Source organism: Cohnella sp. CFH 77786 (genome assembly GCF_019400745.1).
Taxonomy (GTDB): domain Bacteria; phylum Bacillota; class Bacilli; order Paenibacillales; family Paenibacillaceae; genus Cohnella.
On record NZ_WJIB01000016.1, the window covers coordinates 12,815 to 28,857 of the forward strand.

Annotated in this window: 12 protein-coding genes; 5 read left to right on the top strand and 7 right to left on the bottom strand. The window is 59.0% G+C overall.

Going from position 1 to position 16,043, the window contains the following annotated elements:
• Positions 1-139: 139 nt before the first annotated feature.
• From GE107_RS20600 to GE107_RS20615, 4 genes are all read right to left on the bottom strand, one after another.
• A complete protein-coding gene (locus tag GE107_RS20600) occupies positions 140-2,659 on the bottom strand; it encodes a U32 family peptidase (RefSeq protein WP_219642241.1) in 2,520 nt (839 codons plus the stop codon).
• A gap of 164 nt (positions 2,660-2,823) precedes the next feature.
• On the bottom strand, positions 2,824-4,728 hold the full coding sequence (locus tag GE107_RS20605) for a copper amine oxidase N-terminal domain-containing protein (protein WP_219642244.1): 1,905 nt from the start codon (positions 4,726-4,728) through the stop codon (positions 2,824-2,826).
• Positions 4,729-4,761: 33 nt separating this feature from the next.
• Entirely contained in the window at positions 4,762-5,892 is a 1,131-nt protein-coding gene (locus GE107_RS20610; protein ID WP_219642247.1) for a S1C family serine protease, read from the bottom strand.
• A gap of 187 nt (positions 5,893-6,079) precedes the next feature.
• Entirely contained in the window at positions 6,080-6,286 is a 207-nt protein-coding gene (locus tag GE107_RS20615; RefSeq protein ID WP_219642251.1) for a DUF2759 family protein, read from the bottom strand.
• A 310-nt stretch (positions 6,287-6,596) separates the two neighbouring features.
• Here GE107_RS20615 and GE107_RS20620 point away from each other — a divergent pair, with 310 nt between their 5' ends.
• From GE107_RS20620 to GE107_RS20630, 3 genes are all read left to right on the top strand, one after another.
• Complete coding sequence (locus tag GE107_RS20620) at positions 6,597-8,216, top strand: nitrite/sulfite reductase (protein ID WP_219642254.1); 1,620 nt, start codon at positions 6,597-6,599, stop codon at positions 8,214-8,216.
• Between the two features lie 584 nt (positions 8,217-8,800).
• On the top strand, positions 8,801-9,328 hold the full coding sequence (locus GE107_RS20625) for an SNARE domain-containing protein (RefSeq protein ID WP_219642258.1): 528 nt from the start codon (positions 8,801-8,803) through the stop codon (positions 9,326-9,328).
• Entirely contained in the window at positions 9,325-9,486 is a 162-nt protein-coding gene (locus tag GE107_RS20630) for a hypothetical protein (RefSeq protein ID WP_219642261.1), read from the top strand. The genes GE107_RS20625 and GE107_RS20630 overlap by 4 nt, the downstream gene beginning before the upstream one ends.
• A gap of 75 nt (positions 9,487-9,561) precedes the next feature.
• Here the strand turns inward: GE107_RS20630 and GE107_RS20635 are convergent, their stop codons facing one another.
• Positions 9,562-10,338, bottom strand: coding sequence for a DUF817 domain-containing protein (locus tag GE107_RS20635; protein ID WP_219642264.1), 777 nt, complete (start codon positions 10,336-10,338; stop codon positions 9,562-9,564).
• Positions 10,339-10,503: 165 nt separating this feature from the next.
• Positions 10,504-12,567 (bottom strand): LuxR family transcriptional regulator, encoded by a 2,064-nt coding sequence (locus GE107_RS20640; protein ID WP_219642267.1) that lies wholly within the window; start codon positions 12,565-12,567, stop codon positions 10,504-10,506.
• A gap of 124 nt (positions 12,568-12,691) precedes the next feature.
• Between GE107_RS20640 and ilvB the strand changes: the two genes are divergently transcribed.
• Both ilvB and ilvN read left to right on the top strand, forming a co-directional pair.
• Positions 12,692-14,467 carry a biosynthetic-type acetolactate synthase large subunit gene (gene ilvB / locus GE107_RS20645; protein ID WP_219642270.1) on the top strand — a complete coding sequence of 592 codons (1,776 nt, stop codon included), beginning with the start codon at positions 12,692-12,694 and terminating at the stop codon, positions 14,465-14,467.
• A complete protein-coding gene (gene ilvN / locus GE107_RS20650; RefSeq protein ID WP_219642273.1) occupies positions 14,452-14,931 on the top strand; it encodes an acetolactate synthase small subunit in 480 nt (159 codons plus the stop codon). The genes ilvB and ilvN overlap by 16 nt, the downstream gene beginning before the upstream one ends.
• A gap of 18 nt (positions 14,932-14,949) precedes the next feature.
• Here the strand turns inward: ilvN and GE107_RS20655 are convergent, their stop codons facing one another.
• Entirely contained in the window at positions 14,950-15,954 is a 1,005-nt protein-coding gene (locus GE107_RS20655; protein ID WP_219642276.1) for a hypothetical protein, read from the bottom strand.
• Between the last annotated feature and the right edge of the window lie 89 nt (positions 15,955-16,043).

Sequence of the window (16,043 nt, forward strand, 5' to 3'; positions counted from 1 at the left end):
GGGAGAACAAATGGAAAAGGTTGAGCGGGTGCTTTGGGAGAACGGGGCGCTCGGAGGGGCCCGGATTCGGACCCGCACGCAATCAAAAACGGATAGGGCATCCGGCTGAATCCCGGTTTCCTATCCGTTTGCGTTTGCTTTACTTCTTCACCAATTGTCCCCGGGTGACTCCGAGCTGGTTGATCGCCTTCAGCTTGCGCCATACTTCGGGACCGCCGATCCGCCCTTCGAAGGCGGAACGGTACAGCGTCAATACCTCCCGGACTTTGTCCGCGTTCTCCTCCAGGAATTCGACCCGGTACGAACGGACTCCCAGCTCCAGGAACGTGTCCAAATATTCCGAGCCGGATTGCTCGATGGCGTTGTAGACGGTATTCCGGCAGCCTTCGTCGACGCGAACGGGATGGGACATGCCGATCCGGTCCTGCAGGGACGCGCGGTGTTCCTCGCAAGGGCGCCCGCAGTTGGTGTAGTCGGTCCCTTCGCTCAGGAACGTGCAGTAGACGCAATGCTCCGTATGGAACATCGGCATGTGCTGATGGATGACCACTTCCAGCCGGGACGTATCCGTCCGGCCGAGCAAGTCGACCATCTGCTGGATATTCAAATCATAGGACGGCGTTACCCGGTCGAGACCCGCTTCGCGGAACAGGTTTACCGTCTTGTGATTGGCCGCGTTGAGCGAGAAATCGCCGATCAGCTGCGGATGCTCCGCATCCGGGTGATTCATGCGCTCCTTCAAATAGAAATAGAGCGCGCCCGTATTGCGAACGAGCACGGCGTCGGGCCGCAGCTTCAGAATGTTCCGGTGGTAGCCGTTCTCGCCCGGCATGTGGATCCGCGGCGTCGCAAGCGCGATCGGCTTGCCGGCCTCGCGGCAGACGGCGATGGCGTCCGGAAATTGCTTGATGAACTCGAAGTCGGCGTAGATCATCGCCGCATCCGTCTTCACGGCCGCTTGCACCTGCTCCAGGTTGCGGCACAGCACGGTCAGGCTGACGTCTTGCGGCGACGGGCGCCCCGCCGGCGTCCCGGAGTCCGCGTACTCGTCGATGTCCCGCTTCACGTACACCGGAGGCTGCTCCCGCAGCCGGTCGAGCTGTTCCGCGGCTTCCCGGCGCATGCGGTTGAGCTCCCGCATCGGTACGATGACGTCCCCTTTCAGGGTCACTTCCAGCCGTTCCAGATGGAACAACGTGCCGCCCAGACGCCCCAGCTGCTCGCTGAGGATCTCATACCCGAGAGGCCGCTTCTCGGCTCGTTCCAGCGGCATGTCCGACTCGACCGCCACGGTCGTGCCCTTCGCCAGATCCGTCCAGATCGTACGGAGCGGCAGCCCTTCTTGACCGAAAACCGATACCGCCACGCCGAACGTCCGGTAAGGCTTATCCGTCTCGAACGTGCCGCGCAGGCGTCGGTCCAGCGCCGGATCGCTCGTCTTCCAGATCCGGTCGCCTTCATGCACCCGGCTCAGGTCGACGTCGTTGCGCCCGCAGACGATTTCGATCCGGTCGCCTTCGGGCGCCTCTCCCTCCAGCTTGACGCCGCCCCGGCGGATATCGTACACGCGGCCGCCCTCTTCCTTCTTCGTCGGGTCGCCGGCGTCGAAGACGATGCCGTCCCCGCGCTTGAGCGGGGCATCCAGCCGGCAGAGGACCGCGTCACGCAACACCTTCTCTACCCGGCCGAGATACACGCCCCGGCTCTTGGGGAACGTGCCTTCGACGAGCTGCTTGTTGTTCGTTCCCTCCAGGAAGCCGTGCGTAAACCCCCGGGAGAAGCTCTGCTGCAGCTCCCGCATCTCTTCGCGGCTCGGATCGGATTCGTCGCCGGCGAAATATTTGTCGATCGCCTTGCGATACTTGCCGACCACGTTCGCCACGTATTCCGGGCTCTTCAGCCGGCCCTCGATCTTGAACGAGGTCACGCCCGCTTCGATCAATTCCGGAACCAATTCGACGGCGGCCAAATCCTTCGGCGACAGGAGATACGCGACATCTCCCATCGGCTTCTGGACGCCGTCTACGATGAGATCGTAGGGCAGCCGGCACGCTTGGGCGCATTCCCCCCGGTTCGCGGAGCGGCCGCCCCACATTTCGGAGGTCAGGCATTGGCCGGAGTACGACACGCAGAGAGCCCCGTGCACGAACACTTCCATCGGGAGCTTCGCCTGCTCGCCGATTTGGCGGATTTGCTTCAGGTTGTTCTCGCGTCCCAGTACGACCCGTTCCAATCCCCAAGGCTTGACGAATTCGACGGCCTCCGGGGACGTGATCGTCATTTGGGTCGACCCGTGGATCGGGAAGTCCGGCGAAATCTCGCGGATCATCTTCACCAGGCCGAGGTCCTGCACGATCACGGCATCCACGCCGGCGTCGATGCACGCCTCGATCACCCGTTTCGCCTCCGGCAGCTCATCCTCGAACACGAGGATGTTGAACGTCAGAAAGCCCTTCACCCCGTAGCGGTGCAGGAACTTCATGACCTCCGGGAGCTCGTCCGTCTTGAAATTGTGGGCCCGGGCCCGCGCATTGAACTTCTCGACTCCGAAGAAGACCGCGTCCGCCCCGTTCGCGACGGCTGCGCGCAGGCATTCCCAGTCTCCGGCCGGGGCCAGCAGCTCCATATCTTCACGCCGCGTCGCGGCCATGTCTGTCATCGTCTATAACCTCCAAGTGCCGCTTTCGCGCGGCATCGATACCCCTTAGTATACCAAACGAGTACACAAGGGGCCATGGAAAGGGAAACCGCCCGGCACAAGGTCTTACGACCCCGTTCCGGGCGGTTGCGCTACGGATTCGCGAAATCTCCGGTTCTTCCGTTTCAGTTCGTGAACTTGAAGGAATTCAACGCCGCATCCAGCTGGTTCTTGACGAAGTCCGTTGCATTGGCCAAGTTATAATCGCCTTCGACGAGGTAAACATTGCCTTGATGCACGAGGATGTAGGCTAACTGCAAGTTAGGAGATCTCGTCTGGTTGCGGGAATCTTCGACGATGAGTTTGATCGCGGATTCCCCGGCGAAGGTGACCTTCGTGTCTTCCACGATTTTGACGTTTTCGGTATTCTCGAGGCTTTTCAGAGCCTCTTTGCGGATCTGTTCGGCGATCGCTTGGGGATCGGACATTTCCTCGAATACCATGACCGTCATGCTTCCGCCCGGGAAATAGTAGTTGACGATTCCCTCATCCGAGTCGCTGTCGTCCTCGCTCCAATGTTTCGGAACGGTCACGCCGAAGTCCCATTCCTCGTTCGTTTTGGTTACGGTCGCCGAGTAGTCTTGCATGTCGGATTCGTCGGGGATGTTGCCGAAGTTGCCTTCAACCGTCTTGAAATCGACCTTCATCGACTGAAGGAGGGAATGGATCAGCGCCCCGTATTCGGGCTTTTTCTTCTCCGCATAGGCGAACTCCGTGTAATAACGGTAGTTGCCTTTCACGGCGAAAATCTCGTACTCTTCCCACCAAGTCTTGGTATCCTGGGAATAGGACAGCTTCACCATTTTGGCCGGGATGCCGTTCCAGGTTACGCCGCTTACCTCCGGCGCCTTGCGGTAAGCCGCGGCGAAGTAATCCTCGTACCGTTTCATTTTGCGGTCGATCCAGGCATCCACCGTATCTCCCTGGACAAGAGAAGAGACGTCCAGGTACAGATAAGCGTCATCCGTGTAGAACCAAGGCTTGCTCGCTTCCTTATCCACGCTCCACTCCTTCGGAAGCGTCAGGCTTAATCCGTAGTCCTCATTCTTCAAAGTTTTCGTATCGCTTAGAATTTTGGCTACGTTTTTCAGGGTTTTGTCGTTTTTGTCGTATGCAGGCTTGAAGCTGTCCAGGATGCCGGTATTCCGTCTCAATTCCGACATGCTCGCCGCTTTCTTGCCGAAAATGACCGCGTAGAAATTGCCGTTGGCTTGATATCCGCGGAATTCGTAATAGAATCCGTCGGTGTTTTTGGTCGTCATTTTCTCGTAAGACAACCCGCCGGAGCCGTTTACGGTCTGCTTGTCGACGACTTTATCCCCATCGTCGAAATAGTCGTACAGCTTGTCGCGGATATCTTCGGAAGTTAATGCGTCCTTGGCCTGCTCGACGAAGATGCCGAGATAATACTCGTTCTTCACGTCCCGGAAAATCAGCGAGTCGCCCTCGTCGGACTGGAAGTCCTGCACGAGGCCCGTCGGATAGTTGATCGACCATTGGTAGTAGCTGTCGCCGATTTTGGATTTGCCCGCGTCGGAGTCGATGGCGGAGCCGCCGGAGGCGTTCCCGGCGGCGGCGACGGTCGCCGTGATGACCGTTTCCTTGGTGGAGGCGTCGACCTTCACCTTCGCGCCGAGCGATTCGGCGACCTTGACGGGCGCGAAGGCCAAGCCGCTCTTGACGACCGGGGCGGCGGCAAGCGTCAGCTTCTTCCCGTCGGCCGTCGCCGATTTGCTGCCGGTCGTCAGGACGACCGTGTGTTTGCCCAGGACCAAGGTAATCTGCTTGTCCTTGGGCGTGAGCTTGGCTCCGAGGCCCTTGGTGAAGACGGCCATCGGAACCATCGTCGTTCCGTTCGCGGCGTAAGGCGCAGTGATTTTCACGGCTTGACCGTTCACTTTCATTTGCGTGCTGCCGGCTTTGATCCGGATTTCCAGCTTCTGCTCGGCAGCCTGCTCCGCATAAGCCGGAGCGGAGAAAGCCAGGATCATGGAGAGAATAAGCAGGACGGATACGATTTTGCTTTTCAAGGGAGAATGGCTCCTTTCGATGTCTCGGCTCGCTTATTGAGCCAAGCTGGCGGTCAATTTCAATTTGCGGGTGGCAAGCTCGCCGTCCGACGTAAGCAGCGTCACGTCCACGGTCTGGCCCGGCAAATAGGCCTTAAGGAGCTCGTTCACTTCCACGGTGGTGGACACTTGCTTGCCTGCGACGGCATACAGCTGATCCCCGACGGAGATGCCCGCATCCGAGGCTTCCTCGGACGTTACCGCGGTGACCGTCATCGGCTCGTCCGTCGGGAGGCCGACGACCGCCGACCAGCTTTCCTCCAGCTCCACTCCGAGGGACGGCCGCATCACTTTGCCGTATTTGTAGAAATGATTCAGCACGTACTGCACGGTATCCGCCGGAATCGCGAACCCCATGCTGTCGATGTCGACGTCTACGAATTTCATCGAGTTGATGCCGATGATTTCGCCTGAGAGATTGACGAGCGGGCCTCCGCTGTTGCCCGGATTGATCGCCGCGTCGGTCTGCAGCAGATTGTAATCGGACGATACCGAGCGATTCATGCCGCTTAAGACCCCGACGGTCGCCGTGTTCCTCAGCGAGAAGGACACCGGCGTTCCGATGGCGATGACCGGCTCCCCTACCTGCACCTTCAGGGGGGCCGGCGCGAACGTTGCCGCCTTCAGCCCCGTCGCGCTTATTTTCACGAGCGCCAGATCGCTCGTTACGTCCATTTGCTTGCGCGTGCCCTCGTATTCCTTGCCGTCGGCGGTCACCACGACGATCCGCTTCATGTCCTTGACGACGTGCGCGTTCGTGACGATCCATCCGTCATTCTTCACGATGACGCCGGTGCCGTGGGCCAGCGAGAACCGGTTGTCCGCATTCTCGTCGTCGGGCTTGCCGATAATCGCGACGACCGAAGGCGAGACCTTCTTCACGACCGCGGGAACGGCGGATCCCGGGCTGTACACGTACTTCTTGGAAGCTTTGTCGTAAGAGCCGGTCCCTCCCAGCTCGGCGACCAACGAGGAAGCTTTCACGTACACTTCTCCGTTAATCAATTTCGCATCGAGGGAAACCCCGCCCGATACGGCGGTGGCGGCGGACACCGTGCTTCCTGCGGACAGCAGCAAAGTCAGCAAAGCAACGGCGGCGACCCTTCGGCGATTTTTCGTAGGCAATCCACGTCTCTCCCATCCGGTAAAAATTGCTAATCGAAGTATTCTCTTACTCTAACATATGTCTCTTTTATCGGGAATAGAGGAATAGGATTGAAGACCGTTCTTGGGGACATGAAAGCGGGAAACACAAAAAAACGGACCGGAGAGCTTGCGGCTCCCTGGCCCGTTTCGTCCATGTATTCGTTTGTTACCAGCCGCTGATCATCTTGGCATCCGCGACCAAGAAGATGATCAAGGAAACCGCGGCAAATCCGATGGCGAACAAATTTTTGCGAGGCCGCTGCAGCAGCAATCTCACCAAGCCGATCGCGATCAAGATCGTGAACAGCACCATGAAGATGTCGAACGTTTGGAAAGTGCTGGCCGACTCTGCCGCTTGCTCCGCCAGGTACATGGTGGGACCTCCTTCAGGAAATCGATGTTATCCGGGATCGCATACCTACCCATCTTTCATCTATGTTAGCTTTTGGGCGACCGCGTTGCAAGTCCGAAGTTGCCGCCGTAACAACTTTGTCACAGATCCCCTCGCGGTTCCGAACGATAAGCCAAGCTTGGGGAACGCATCAATTATTTTTATAAGTCGGTTTGTCCCATCCCGTTGAAGCATCAGGTATAATAGATATCGGCTTATCAACATATATCTTACAAAATCAGTCGGAATTGTACGGTTTCCCGTTCGTTCCGATGAGGGGAGATTTGAACCCATGGCCTATGAAGCCGTCTGGATGAAGGATCCGGAGAAGCTGAATAAATTCGAGTTCAAGAAAATCGAGAAAGACGGTCTGGACATCATCCGCGATATCGTGGAGAAGTACTCCGTGGAAGGCTTCGCTTCGATTCCGGAGGACGACTTCAACCTGTTCAAATGGGCAGGCGTGTACCAGCAGAAGCCGAACGACGGACGTTTCATGATGCGCGTCCGGATTCCCGGCGGCATTCTCACCAGCGCGCAAGCCCGCGAGCTCGCGGCGATCGGACGCGACTACGGGCGAGGACTGGTCGACGTAACGACCCGGCAAGCCATCCAATACCACTGGCTGACGATCGAGCAAATGCCGGAAATTTTCCGCCGTCTGGAATCGGTCGGCATGTCCGCGATCGAAGCTTGCGGCGACTGTCCCCGCACGATCGTCGGCAATCCGCTGTCCGGCATCGATCCGCACGAGCTGATGGACACGGCGCCGCTCGTCGAGGAGTTGGAGCGTTTCTTCCTGGGCAACCGGGACTTCTCCAACCTCCCCCGGAAATATAAAATTTCCCTTTCCTCCAATATTTATAACAGCTCCAACGCGGAGATCCAGTGCCTGGCGTTTACGCCGGCCACGAAGATCATCGGCGGCCAAGAAGTCGTCGGCTTCCACGTCTTGGTCGGCGGCGGCCTGTCCGCCAAACCGCACCTGGGCAAACAGCTCGACATGTTCGTGCGTCCGGAAGAAGTGGTGAAGGTGGCGGCCGGCGTGACGACGGTTTTCCGCGACTACGGCTACCGCGAAAAACGCCACTATGCGCGCCTCAAGTTCCTCGTCGCCGAGTGGGGCGTGGAGAAATTCCAGGAGAAGCTGACCGAGCTGATCGGCCCCATGGAGCCGCGCGGCGAAGACCGCACGATCGGCTGGAACGCCGCTTACTTCGACGGGGTTCATCCGCAGAAGCAAGCCGGCCTGAATTACGTCGGGCTGAACGTGCCGGTCGGCCGGACGAACAGCGACGAGTTCGAGCAGCTGGCTGATCTTGCCGACCGTTACGGCGACGGCAAAATCCGCACGACCGTTTCGCAGAACCTCATTCTGACGGGCGTGCCCGACGACAAGGTGGAGGAACTGCTCACGGCTCCCGTGCTGCAGCGCCTGACGCCGAATCCGAACCGCTTCATGAGCCGGACCGTTTCCTGCACGGGCAATGAGTTCTGCAACCTCGCCATCGTCGAAACGAAGGAGCGCGCCCGCCGCGTCGCCCAGTACCTGGACGAGCATGTCCAGCTGGACGAACCGGTGCGCATCCACTTCATCGGATGCCCGAACAGCTGCGGGCAGAAGCACGTGGCGGACATCGGCCTTCAGGGCTCGCTGGTCAAAACGCCGGAGGGCATGGTCGACGCGTTCGACATCGCCGTCGGCGGTACCCTCGGGCCGGGCGCGACTTATAACACCGCGCTTAAGGGCCGTGTGAAGGGCGACGAAGTCGCGGATAAGCTGAAGCAGTTGATCGAGTACTACAAAGAATCGCGTCAGGCAGGCGAGTCGTTCCACGCCTTCGTGAAACGCGTCGGCATCGAAACGATGCAGGCCAAGTGGACGGAACTGCTGGAAGTCGCGGTATCATAATGCGGAAAGCCCCGAGAACGGGGCTTTTCTTGTTTTCAATTCGCCCTCAGCACCGACTTTCCACCTGATTAGTGCCTCTCCGCCACTATTTCGCTCCCCTCACCAGCTTTCCACCTGATTAGTGCCTCTCCGCCACTATTTCGCTCCCCTCACCAGCTTTCCACCTGATTAGTGCCTCTCCGGCACTATTTCGCTCCCCTCACCGGCTTTCCGCCTGATTAGTGCCTCTCCGGCACTATTTCGCTCCCCTCACCAGCTTTCCGCCTGATTAGTGCCTCTCCGGCACTATTTCGCTCCCCTCACCAGCTTTCCACCTGATTAGTGCCTCTCCGCCACTATTTCGCTCCCCTCACCAGCTTTCCACCTGATTAGTGCCTCTCCGGCACTATTTCGCTCCCCTCACCGGCTTTCCGCCTGATTAGTGCCTCTCCGGCACTATTTCGCTCCCCTCATCGGCTTTCCGCCAGATTAGTGCCTCTCCGGCACTATCCCTCCTCCCACTCCACCAATCGCACCCTGCAGGGTTTATTCCTGCGCCGTTGTCCCCATACTAGGAGGGAATCCAACAACTGGGAGGAACTCGCATGCGCAAAACGACAATAGCCGCCTTGCTGGGAGCGAGCCTGCTCCTGGCCGCTCCTTCCTTCGCAGCCGCCCACCCCGGCGAAGGGCATCATCACCCGGGCGGACACCATTCCGAGCATCGGATGCCGGAAGCCGATTGGTCCGCCTACCCTGCCGAATTCCAAGGCTACAAAAACCAACTCGACCAGCTGAAAGCGCAGCAAAGAGGGCTGTTCGAGCAATTCCGGCAGCAGCGGGAAGCCATCAAGTCGGCCCACAAGAAGCTTCCCGAAGCGAAGCGCCAAGCATTGAAAGAAGGCGTGAAGGATCTGATGCTCGAGCTCAAATCGACGCGCAGCGCCATTCACGAATTAGGGGAACAGAAAGCGGCCGCGTGGGAGCAGTTCCGGAAGCATGCCGACGCGAAGCAGTGGGAAGCGGCCAAAACCGACATCCAAACGGTCATCGCCAAGAAACAGGAGATTCTCGCAAAGCAGAAGACCATCCTCGAAACCCAGCAGAAAATCGTGGAGCGGATGCAAAAATGACCCGGGACGATTACAAATTCGCGGATCTGCAGCCGGATCTCGTCGACGAGATCAAAATCGCCGAACGGAAATTGTCCGAACGGTCCGGCCAGCCGATAACCCTCATCGCCTACCGGTCCGACGCCGAACAGCCGAACGATAGCGATGGAGAACGGTAATCGCCATTAGAACAGCGCAAGGACGTGATCCCCCAACGGGACACGTCCTTGCTTTTTCCTGCCGATACACCGGGTTCAACCCTTGCCCTCGCCGATTTGCCTTTTCAAATCCTTCAACTGGACCACGATGATGACGCTGATGATGACGAGCAGAAACCAGGAGCTCATTTTGCCCCAATGAACGAGACTCCACCGCTCCGCTTGATGGGGATACTGAAACGCCCCGAGCAGCGTCGAAATGTTTTCCGCCAGCCAGATGAAGAAGGCCACGAGCGCGAACGAGACGAGCACGTGCATCCGATAAGGACGGCCGTCCACCGTAAAGCGGACCGTCGACCGCGCAAACAGCAGCGGCAAGCATGCCGTCAATCCCCAGCGAATGTCCGGCATCGCGTGATGGGTGAAGAAATTCGCGTAAATGAGCACGGCGAGCGCCGTCGTCATCCGCCCGTTCGGCCACCGCTCGAACTTCAGGTCGAAGCGCCTCCAAGCTTGGCAGATGTAACTGGCCACGCTTGCGTACATAAACCCGCTGTAGAGCGGAACTCCGTAAACTTTGGACCAGGCTTCGCCCGGATACGACCATGACCCCATATGAACCTTGAACAGCTCCAGGCCGAGTCCGATCAGGTGGAACATGGTGATCACTTTCAGTTCATCCATCGTTTCCAGCTTCGAAAGAAGCATGGCGGCTTGCGTGGCCACCGCGACGAGAAGGATGAGGTCGTAACGGTGCACGTACGGCAGCTCGACCATTTTCGTGAGCGCCATCGCGGCGAACAAGACCACCGGGAACACGCAGCAAAGCGCCTGATTCCAGCCGAACAACCACAGCCTTCTGAAAAATACCATAATTCGATCTCCCATGCCGACATGCGCGATTTGCGATTTCATAGATACTTTTTGAATCCGAGGATGCTTTCCCGTCATTGCCGAGATTCCGGTAGAACCGGTGAGCCGCCCGTCCGGTTGGCGCTGCTCGTCCGCATGATTGCGGAGCACCGCCGCTCCGCTTCATCATTCATCCGAACCCTCCGTTCCCGCGGGTCTGTTCTCGAAAAACAGCCGGGCGAGCTGTGTTCTGTTTTTCAGACCGAACTTGGACAGCATCGCGTTGACGTGTTTCTTCACGGCCGCTTCGCTTACGAACAGCGAGGCCGCGATTTCCTGATTCGTGTTCCCCGCGGCAAGCAGGCGGGCCACGTCTCTTTCCCGTTCCGTCAGTTCCCGGAACCCCGCGGGATCCGCCGCTTCTCGCCGCCTGTCTTCGGCCCTCTCCGCATCCGGCTCCCGCCCGGTCATCCGTTTCAGAAACGCCTGCAGCTTCTCGTTTCTCGTATCCAGCCAATAGGTTCGAGCAGGTTTGCCGATTCCGTAATCGTCATGTTCCGCTTCCGGTACGACTTCGAAACCGAGGCCCGTCAGTGCCGCGTCGTAATAAGGAAGAGGCGGCGCAGACGTGATGATCAGGTTTCCCGCCAGAACCCGATCGAACAGATGTCGTACGATATCCGAGCGGAGCTGTTCGTTTTCCAGATCCTCGACATCCACGCCATACAGGTACCACGCTTGATTCCTCTCCCCCGCCGCAATGAGTTCCCGGCGCTCACCCGGATTCAGCCGGCGGAAGAACGCCCGCGAGATCGGGGCCGAGGATAGGAACTCCCACGTATCCTCCCGCACCGGAACGACCACGAACAAGCCGATGACACGCCCTACTTCGTTCCGAAGCAGCTCGACGGAGCCGTCCGGCCAATTCGGGCCTTCTCCCGGCGCGAATCCCGACAAGCGAAGCAAGCTCTCCTCCGGTGAAAAATCGAACCGGTACAATACCCTCGACTCCGGATCGGAGCAGCGGACATGCCACGCCCGCGGCTGCTCTCTCCGCCGTTTGAGATACGCTGCAAGCTCCGGCGCATTGCCGGCATGCAGCGGTTCCCGATAATGCGGAGACATGCCGGCATGCCGGTAATGGGCCCTCATGACCGGATTTCCGGAAAAATGGAGAAGCTCTGCCACCGTTCTCGAAATGTCCTCTCCCCGCCGGATGCCTTCCCCGATTTTCCTTTCTCCGTATTCGACCGCTCGTCGGCTGTACCGGTCGAACGTATCCGGCAACCGGTCCCGGAACGCGTTCCGCAACGTCTCCCAAACGATATCGTGCAGCCGCCACCCGCCGGCCCCGCGGCTTATGAAGGAAAGCCGGATCAACCGGTCGAACAAGGTAGGCGGCACGGCCTTGCCCGTCATCTCCGAAAGCAGCTCCTGACTGAACGACCGGGTCACGGAAGCCGCGAACAGCAATTCGCGCAGCTCGTCATCCGGCGCTTCCTGCAGCCAGTGATCCAGCATCGCTTCGAAAGTCGTGCCCGTTCCGATCCGGGCAAGATCCCCAGGCGCCGCGGCTTCGGCCGGCAGCGGGGTCAGCAAGGACATCGCGAGCGGATGCCCGAGCGTCCGAAGCCAGACCGCGTCGATCTTCTCTTCGTTCTCGATCTCCCAATGACGCATGTACTTCCGAATATCCTCATAGGTCAGTTCGGATAGCGGCAAGCGGACGATTATCCTTTTCCAAGCTGGAGTATGCCTCCAAGGTCCTTCCAGAGCGTAGCGTCCGGCGATCACGATCAATACGTTCGGGGGCAGGTTCGGCAAATAGCGGGTTCTCAGCCAATGGTCCAGCCCGGCGGCCTCCTCGTAGCCGTCGAACAGAAGCACGACCTTCCGCGTTTCCGCCGCCTTTTGAACGGCTTGGATGCTCCGGTCCGCCGCGTTTTCGTTCCCCTCCACCGCTTCCTGTCCGAGTCCTTGCAGGATCAACCGGCAGACCGCCCCGGGATCGTTCAACGTTTCGCCGATGGCAATCGGAACCGGCAATGCGTTAAGCTCACGGGTGATGGCGGCAAACCGGTCCAGCAAATACGTCTTTCCCATCCCCGCCGTGCCGAAGACGTTCAGGATCCTTTCCGGTTTCTCCTCCAGCCTCTCCAGGAACTGACGGAACAGCTCCGTTTCGAACGTCCGGCCGACGAAATGGTCGTCCATCAGCCTCTCGAACCGCTGTCCGATCGTCTGCCCCATGCCCGAACCTCCGTCTCTTCCGAATTTACCTAAAAGTATACGATCAAAGTAGCCGAAAGGATAGCTTCAAAACGTTCCTCCGGATGTTACCTTAACGGTATCGGAAGATAGGAGGTCAAGAGAAATGAGCTATTTGCGCGAAAAGACACCGGCACCCGCAGCCGTCCCCGGACAAGGCGAACGCGTGACGGGTTCGGAAATCCTGCTGCGCATGCTGCTGGCCGAAGGCGTCGATTGCGTATTCGGTTATCCGGGCGGAGCGGTTCTGTACATTTACGACGCGATGCATGGCAACCCGGCATTCCGGCATGTGCTGACGCGGCACGAGCAAGGGGCGATCCACGCCGCGGACGGATACGCGCGGTCGACCGGCAAAACCGGCGTGTGCCTTGCGACTTCCGGACCGGGTGCGACCAACCTCATCACGGGAATCGCCACCGCCCATATGGATTCTGTTCCGCTTGTCGTCATCACCGGAAACGTCGCGTCGAACCTGATTGGAACGGATTCGTTCCAGGAAGCGGACATCGTCGGCATGACGCAGCCGATTACGAAGCACAGCTACTTCGTACGCAGAGTCGAGGATTTGGCGCGTATCATCCGGGAGGCGTTCTTATTGGCTGGCACCGGACGCAAAGGCCCGATCCTGATCGACATTCCGAAGGACGTCACGGCTGCCGTGACGGAATTCGTCTATCCGGAATCCATCGATATTCCGGGTTATGAATGGGCAAATCCCGAAGCCAATCCGGTGGACGAGACCAAGCTGGATGAGCTGATCGACGCGATCGCGTCGAGCGCGAAACCTCTCCTGCTGGCGGGAGGAGGAGTCATTCAAGCGGACGGAAGCGGTGTGCTCTTGGAGTTCATAGAGAAAACGAGAATCCCGGTCACGACGACGCTGATGGGGCTGGGCTCCGTCCCCGCCGATCACGACCTCTGGCTCGGAATGCCCGGCATGCACGGAACGTACGCCGCAAACCGGGCTTTGATCGAATGCGACCTGCTGATCGCCGTCGGAGCCCGTTTTGACGACCGGGTGACGATGCGGTTGGACGGATTCGCGCCCCATGCACGCGTCGCCCATCTCGACATCGATGCGGCCGAAATCGGCAAGCTGGTGCCCGCTTCGTTGCCGATCGTGGGCGATGCCCGCCGGATTCTCGAGCGTTTGAACGCGAAGCTGCCGAAACCGTTTCCCGATCAAGCGGAATGGATAGAATCTCTGCGGAAACGGAGAAGGGAATTCCCTCTCCGGTACGCCCCCTCGACGGAAGAGCTGAAGCCCCAATATGTGATCGAAATGATTTCGAGGACGACGGACGGGAACGCTATCGTGACAACCGACGTCGGCCAGCATCAGATGTGGGCGGCGCAATTTTACCGGTTCCGGCATCCGCGCTCGCTGGTCACCTCGGGAGGACTCGGCACGATGGGGTTCGGGTTCCCGTCCGCGATCGGCGCGCAAATCGGCAATCCGGGGAAAACCGTTGTTTCCGTGAACGGAGACGGCGGCATGCAGATGTGCGCACAAGAGCTCGCGATTTGCGCCACCCACAACATCCCCGTGAAAATCGCGGTCATCAACAACCGGACGCTCGGCATGATCAAGCAATGGCAGGAATTGATCTACGACGGGCGGTACAGCCATATTGACTTGTCCGGCAGCCCCGATTTCGTCAAGCTTGCGGAGGCCTACGGGGTAAAGGGGTTGCGGGCGGAAACGCCGTCGGAGGCGCAGCGGGTTTGGAAGGAAGCGCTGAAGACGCCGGGTCCCGTCCTGATCGACTTTGTCGTGTCCAAGAATGAGCTCGTATTCCCGATGGTGCCGCAAGGCAAAGCGCTGCAGGACATCATTCTCGGGCCGGAAGGAAGCTGCGACCGATGGACCGGAAATTGATCGGATTCACCGTGAACGATACGCCTGGCGTGCTGCAGCGGGTGTCAGGCTTGTTCTCGCGGCGCGGCTACAACATCGAGAGCATCACGGTCGGGCCGAGCGAGCGCGAAGGCTGCTCCCGCATGATCGTAGCCGCGAGCGGTGACGATGCCCTCATCCGCCAAATGTGCAGCCAGCTGCGGAAGCTGATCGACGTGCTGGACGTCGTCCTGATGCACGAACGCCCTTATGTCAGCCGCGAGCTGATGCTGGTCAAGCTGCGAATGGATCCGTCCAAACGCGCGGAAATTCAAACCCTGGCGGATACGTTCCGCTGCTCCGTAATCGACATCGGGCCGGAAACGATGATCGTGCAAATCGTCGGCGACACGGACAAAAACGACGCGTTTTTGCAGCTGATCCAGCCTTACGGAATCCTGGAGTTGACCCGGACCGGGGAAACGGCGATGAACCGGGGAATGTAGATCCCTTCCGTCACGGGCCTACCAATGGAACCCCTTCGGATCCGCAGCACGGCCGTCCGTTTCCATCGGATAGACTATCGTAATTTCGCGGGCTTCGACATCGTAAACGCCGCAGCCAAAATGGGTATCGAAATCCTTGTCCCCGAACTGATAAGCGAACAGGAATTTGCGGCTGTCCGGGCTCCAGGATTTGATTGTCACGTAGGGATCGAACCGGGCGATCTCTTCGGGATGGATGTCTGCGTATCCGTTCTTCGGATTCTTCAAAATCGCGTCGATCAGAGCGGGACGATCGGCTTCCTCGGGTACCCTCTCCAAGTCCAGGATCGCCAAGCTGTTCCACAGTCGGCCGCCGAAACCGACCGCAAGCCGCTTGCCGTCCGGCGAGAAGAGAAGCTGTGTGACGCTAGGGTCCGATTTGTAGAGCAGTGTGCTCTTCCCATCGCGGACCAACCACACCTTCCCGTTGTTGAACCGGGCTTCCCGGAAAAGATGGTACGCGATAGACTTGCCGTCCGGGGAACGGACGAAGCCGTCGCCTTCATACGTCTTCGCTAGGACCGATGCCGCGAATTTCGCGGCATTCCGGACTTGCTCGTCCGGGTCCGTTTCGGCCATCTGCCGGAGTGTCTCGACGTTCGCTCGATCCGTTCTTGATAGGTTTTGATTAAGCTGGTCATCATCCGAATTCGCTTGCTCAGGGAGCTCCGACAGCTTATAGGCGCAGAACCAACGGACGACCGCCCGTTCGTTCTGCAATCCCGCGGCCAATTGTTCCTTGGTGTAGGATTTCGATTGCTGCTCGAACACGTCCGCAGGCTGAATGCCTTCCGGGAACTCGCCGTTCCAGAAATCAACCGCTTCCGCAGCAACAATGGAAGTTGTCGGACTGGGCGAGTGGTGTTCGGAAACACTCGTTTCCGCGAGCGTGGTAGTTGCAGTCGGAGAAGAAGCCGTACACGCTCCAAGCACCCACATCAGCTTCCCGAAAAGCACGATCGTCCGATAACGAGACGTTTTCACCTGACCGATCCCCCTGGTCTTCTTTCTATCGATTATAAGAAACGTGATTACCCGAAATGTTCGCGCAACGCAAATCACCCCCTCTTGCA

What these genes read in the sequence shown, in the direction of transcription:
- ilvB (WP_219642270.1), top strand. Translation starts at nt 12,692, where the DNA reads ATGAGCTATTTGCGCGAAAAGACACCGGCACCCGCAGCCGTCCCCGGA.
- GE107_RS20635 (WP_219642264.1), bottom strand. Translation starts at nt 10,338, where the DNA reads ATGGTATTTTTCAGAAGGCTGTGGTTGTTCGGCTGGAATCAGGCGCTT.
- ilvN (WP_219642273.1), top strand. Translation starts at nt 14,452, where the DNA reads ATGGACCGGAAATTGATCGGATTCACCGTGAACGATACGCCTGGCGTG.
- GE107_RS20615 (WP_219642251.1), bottom strand. Translation starts at nt 6,286, where the DNA reads ATGTACCTGGCGGAGCAAGCGGCAGAGTCGGCCAGCACTTTCCAAACG.
- GE107_RS20600 (WP_219642241.1), bottom strand. Translation starts at nt 2,659, where the DNA reads ATGACAGACATGGCCGCGACGCGGCGTGAAGATATGGAGCTGCTGGCC.
- GE107_RS20620 (WP_219642254.1), top strand. Translation starts at nt 6,597, where the DNA reads ATGGCCTATGAAGCCGTCTGGATGAAGGATCCGGAGAAGCTGAATAAA.
- GE107_RS20640 (WP_219642267.1), bottom strand. Translation starts at nt 12,567, where the DNA reads ATGGGGCAGACGATCGGACAGCGGTTCGAGAGGCTGATGGACGACCAT.
- GE107_RS20625 (WP_219642258.1), top strand. Translation starts at nt 8,801, where the DNA reads ATGCGCAAAACGACAATAGCCGCCTTGCTGGGAGCGAGCCTGCTCCTG.
- GE107_RS20630 (WP_219642261.1), top strand. Translation starts at nt 9,325, where the DNA reads ATGACCCGGGACGATTACAAATTCGCGGATCTGCAGCCGGATCTCGTC.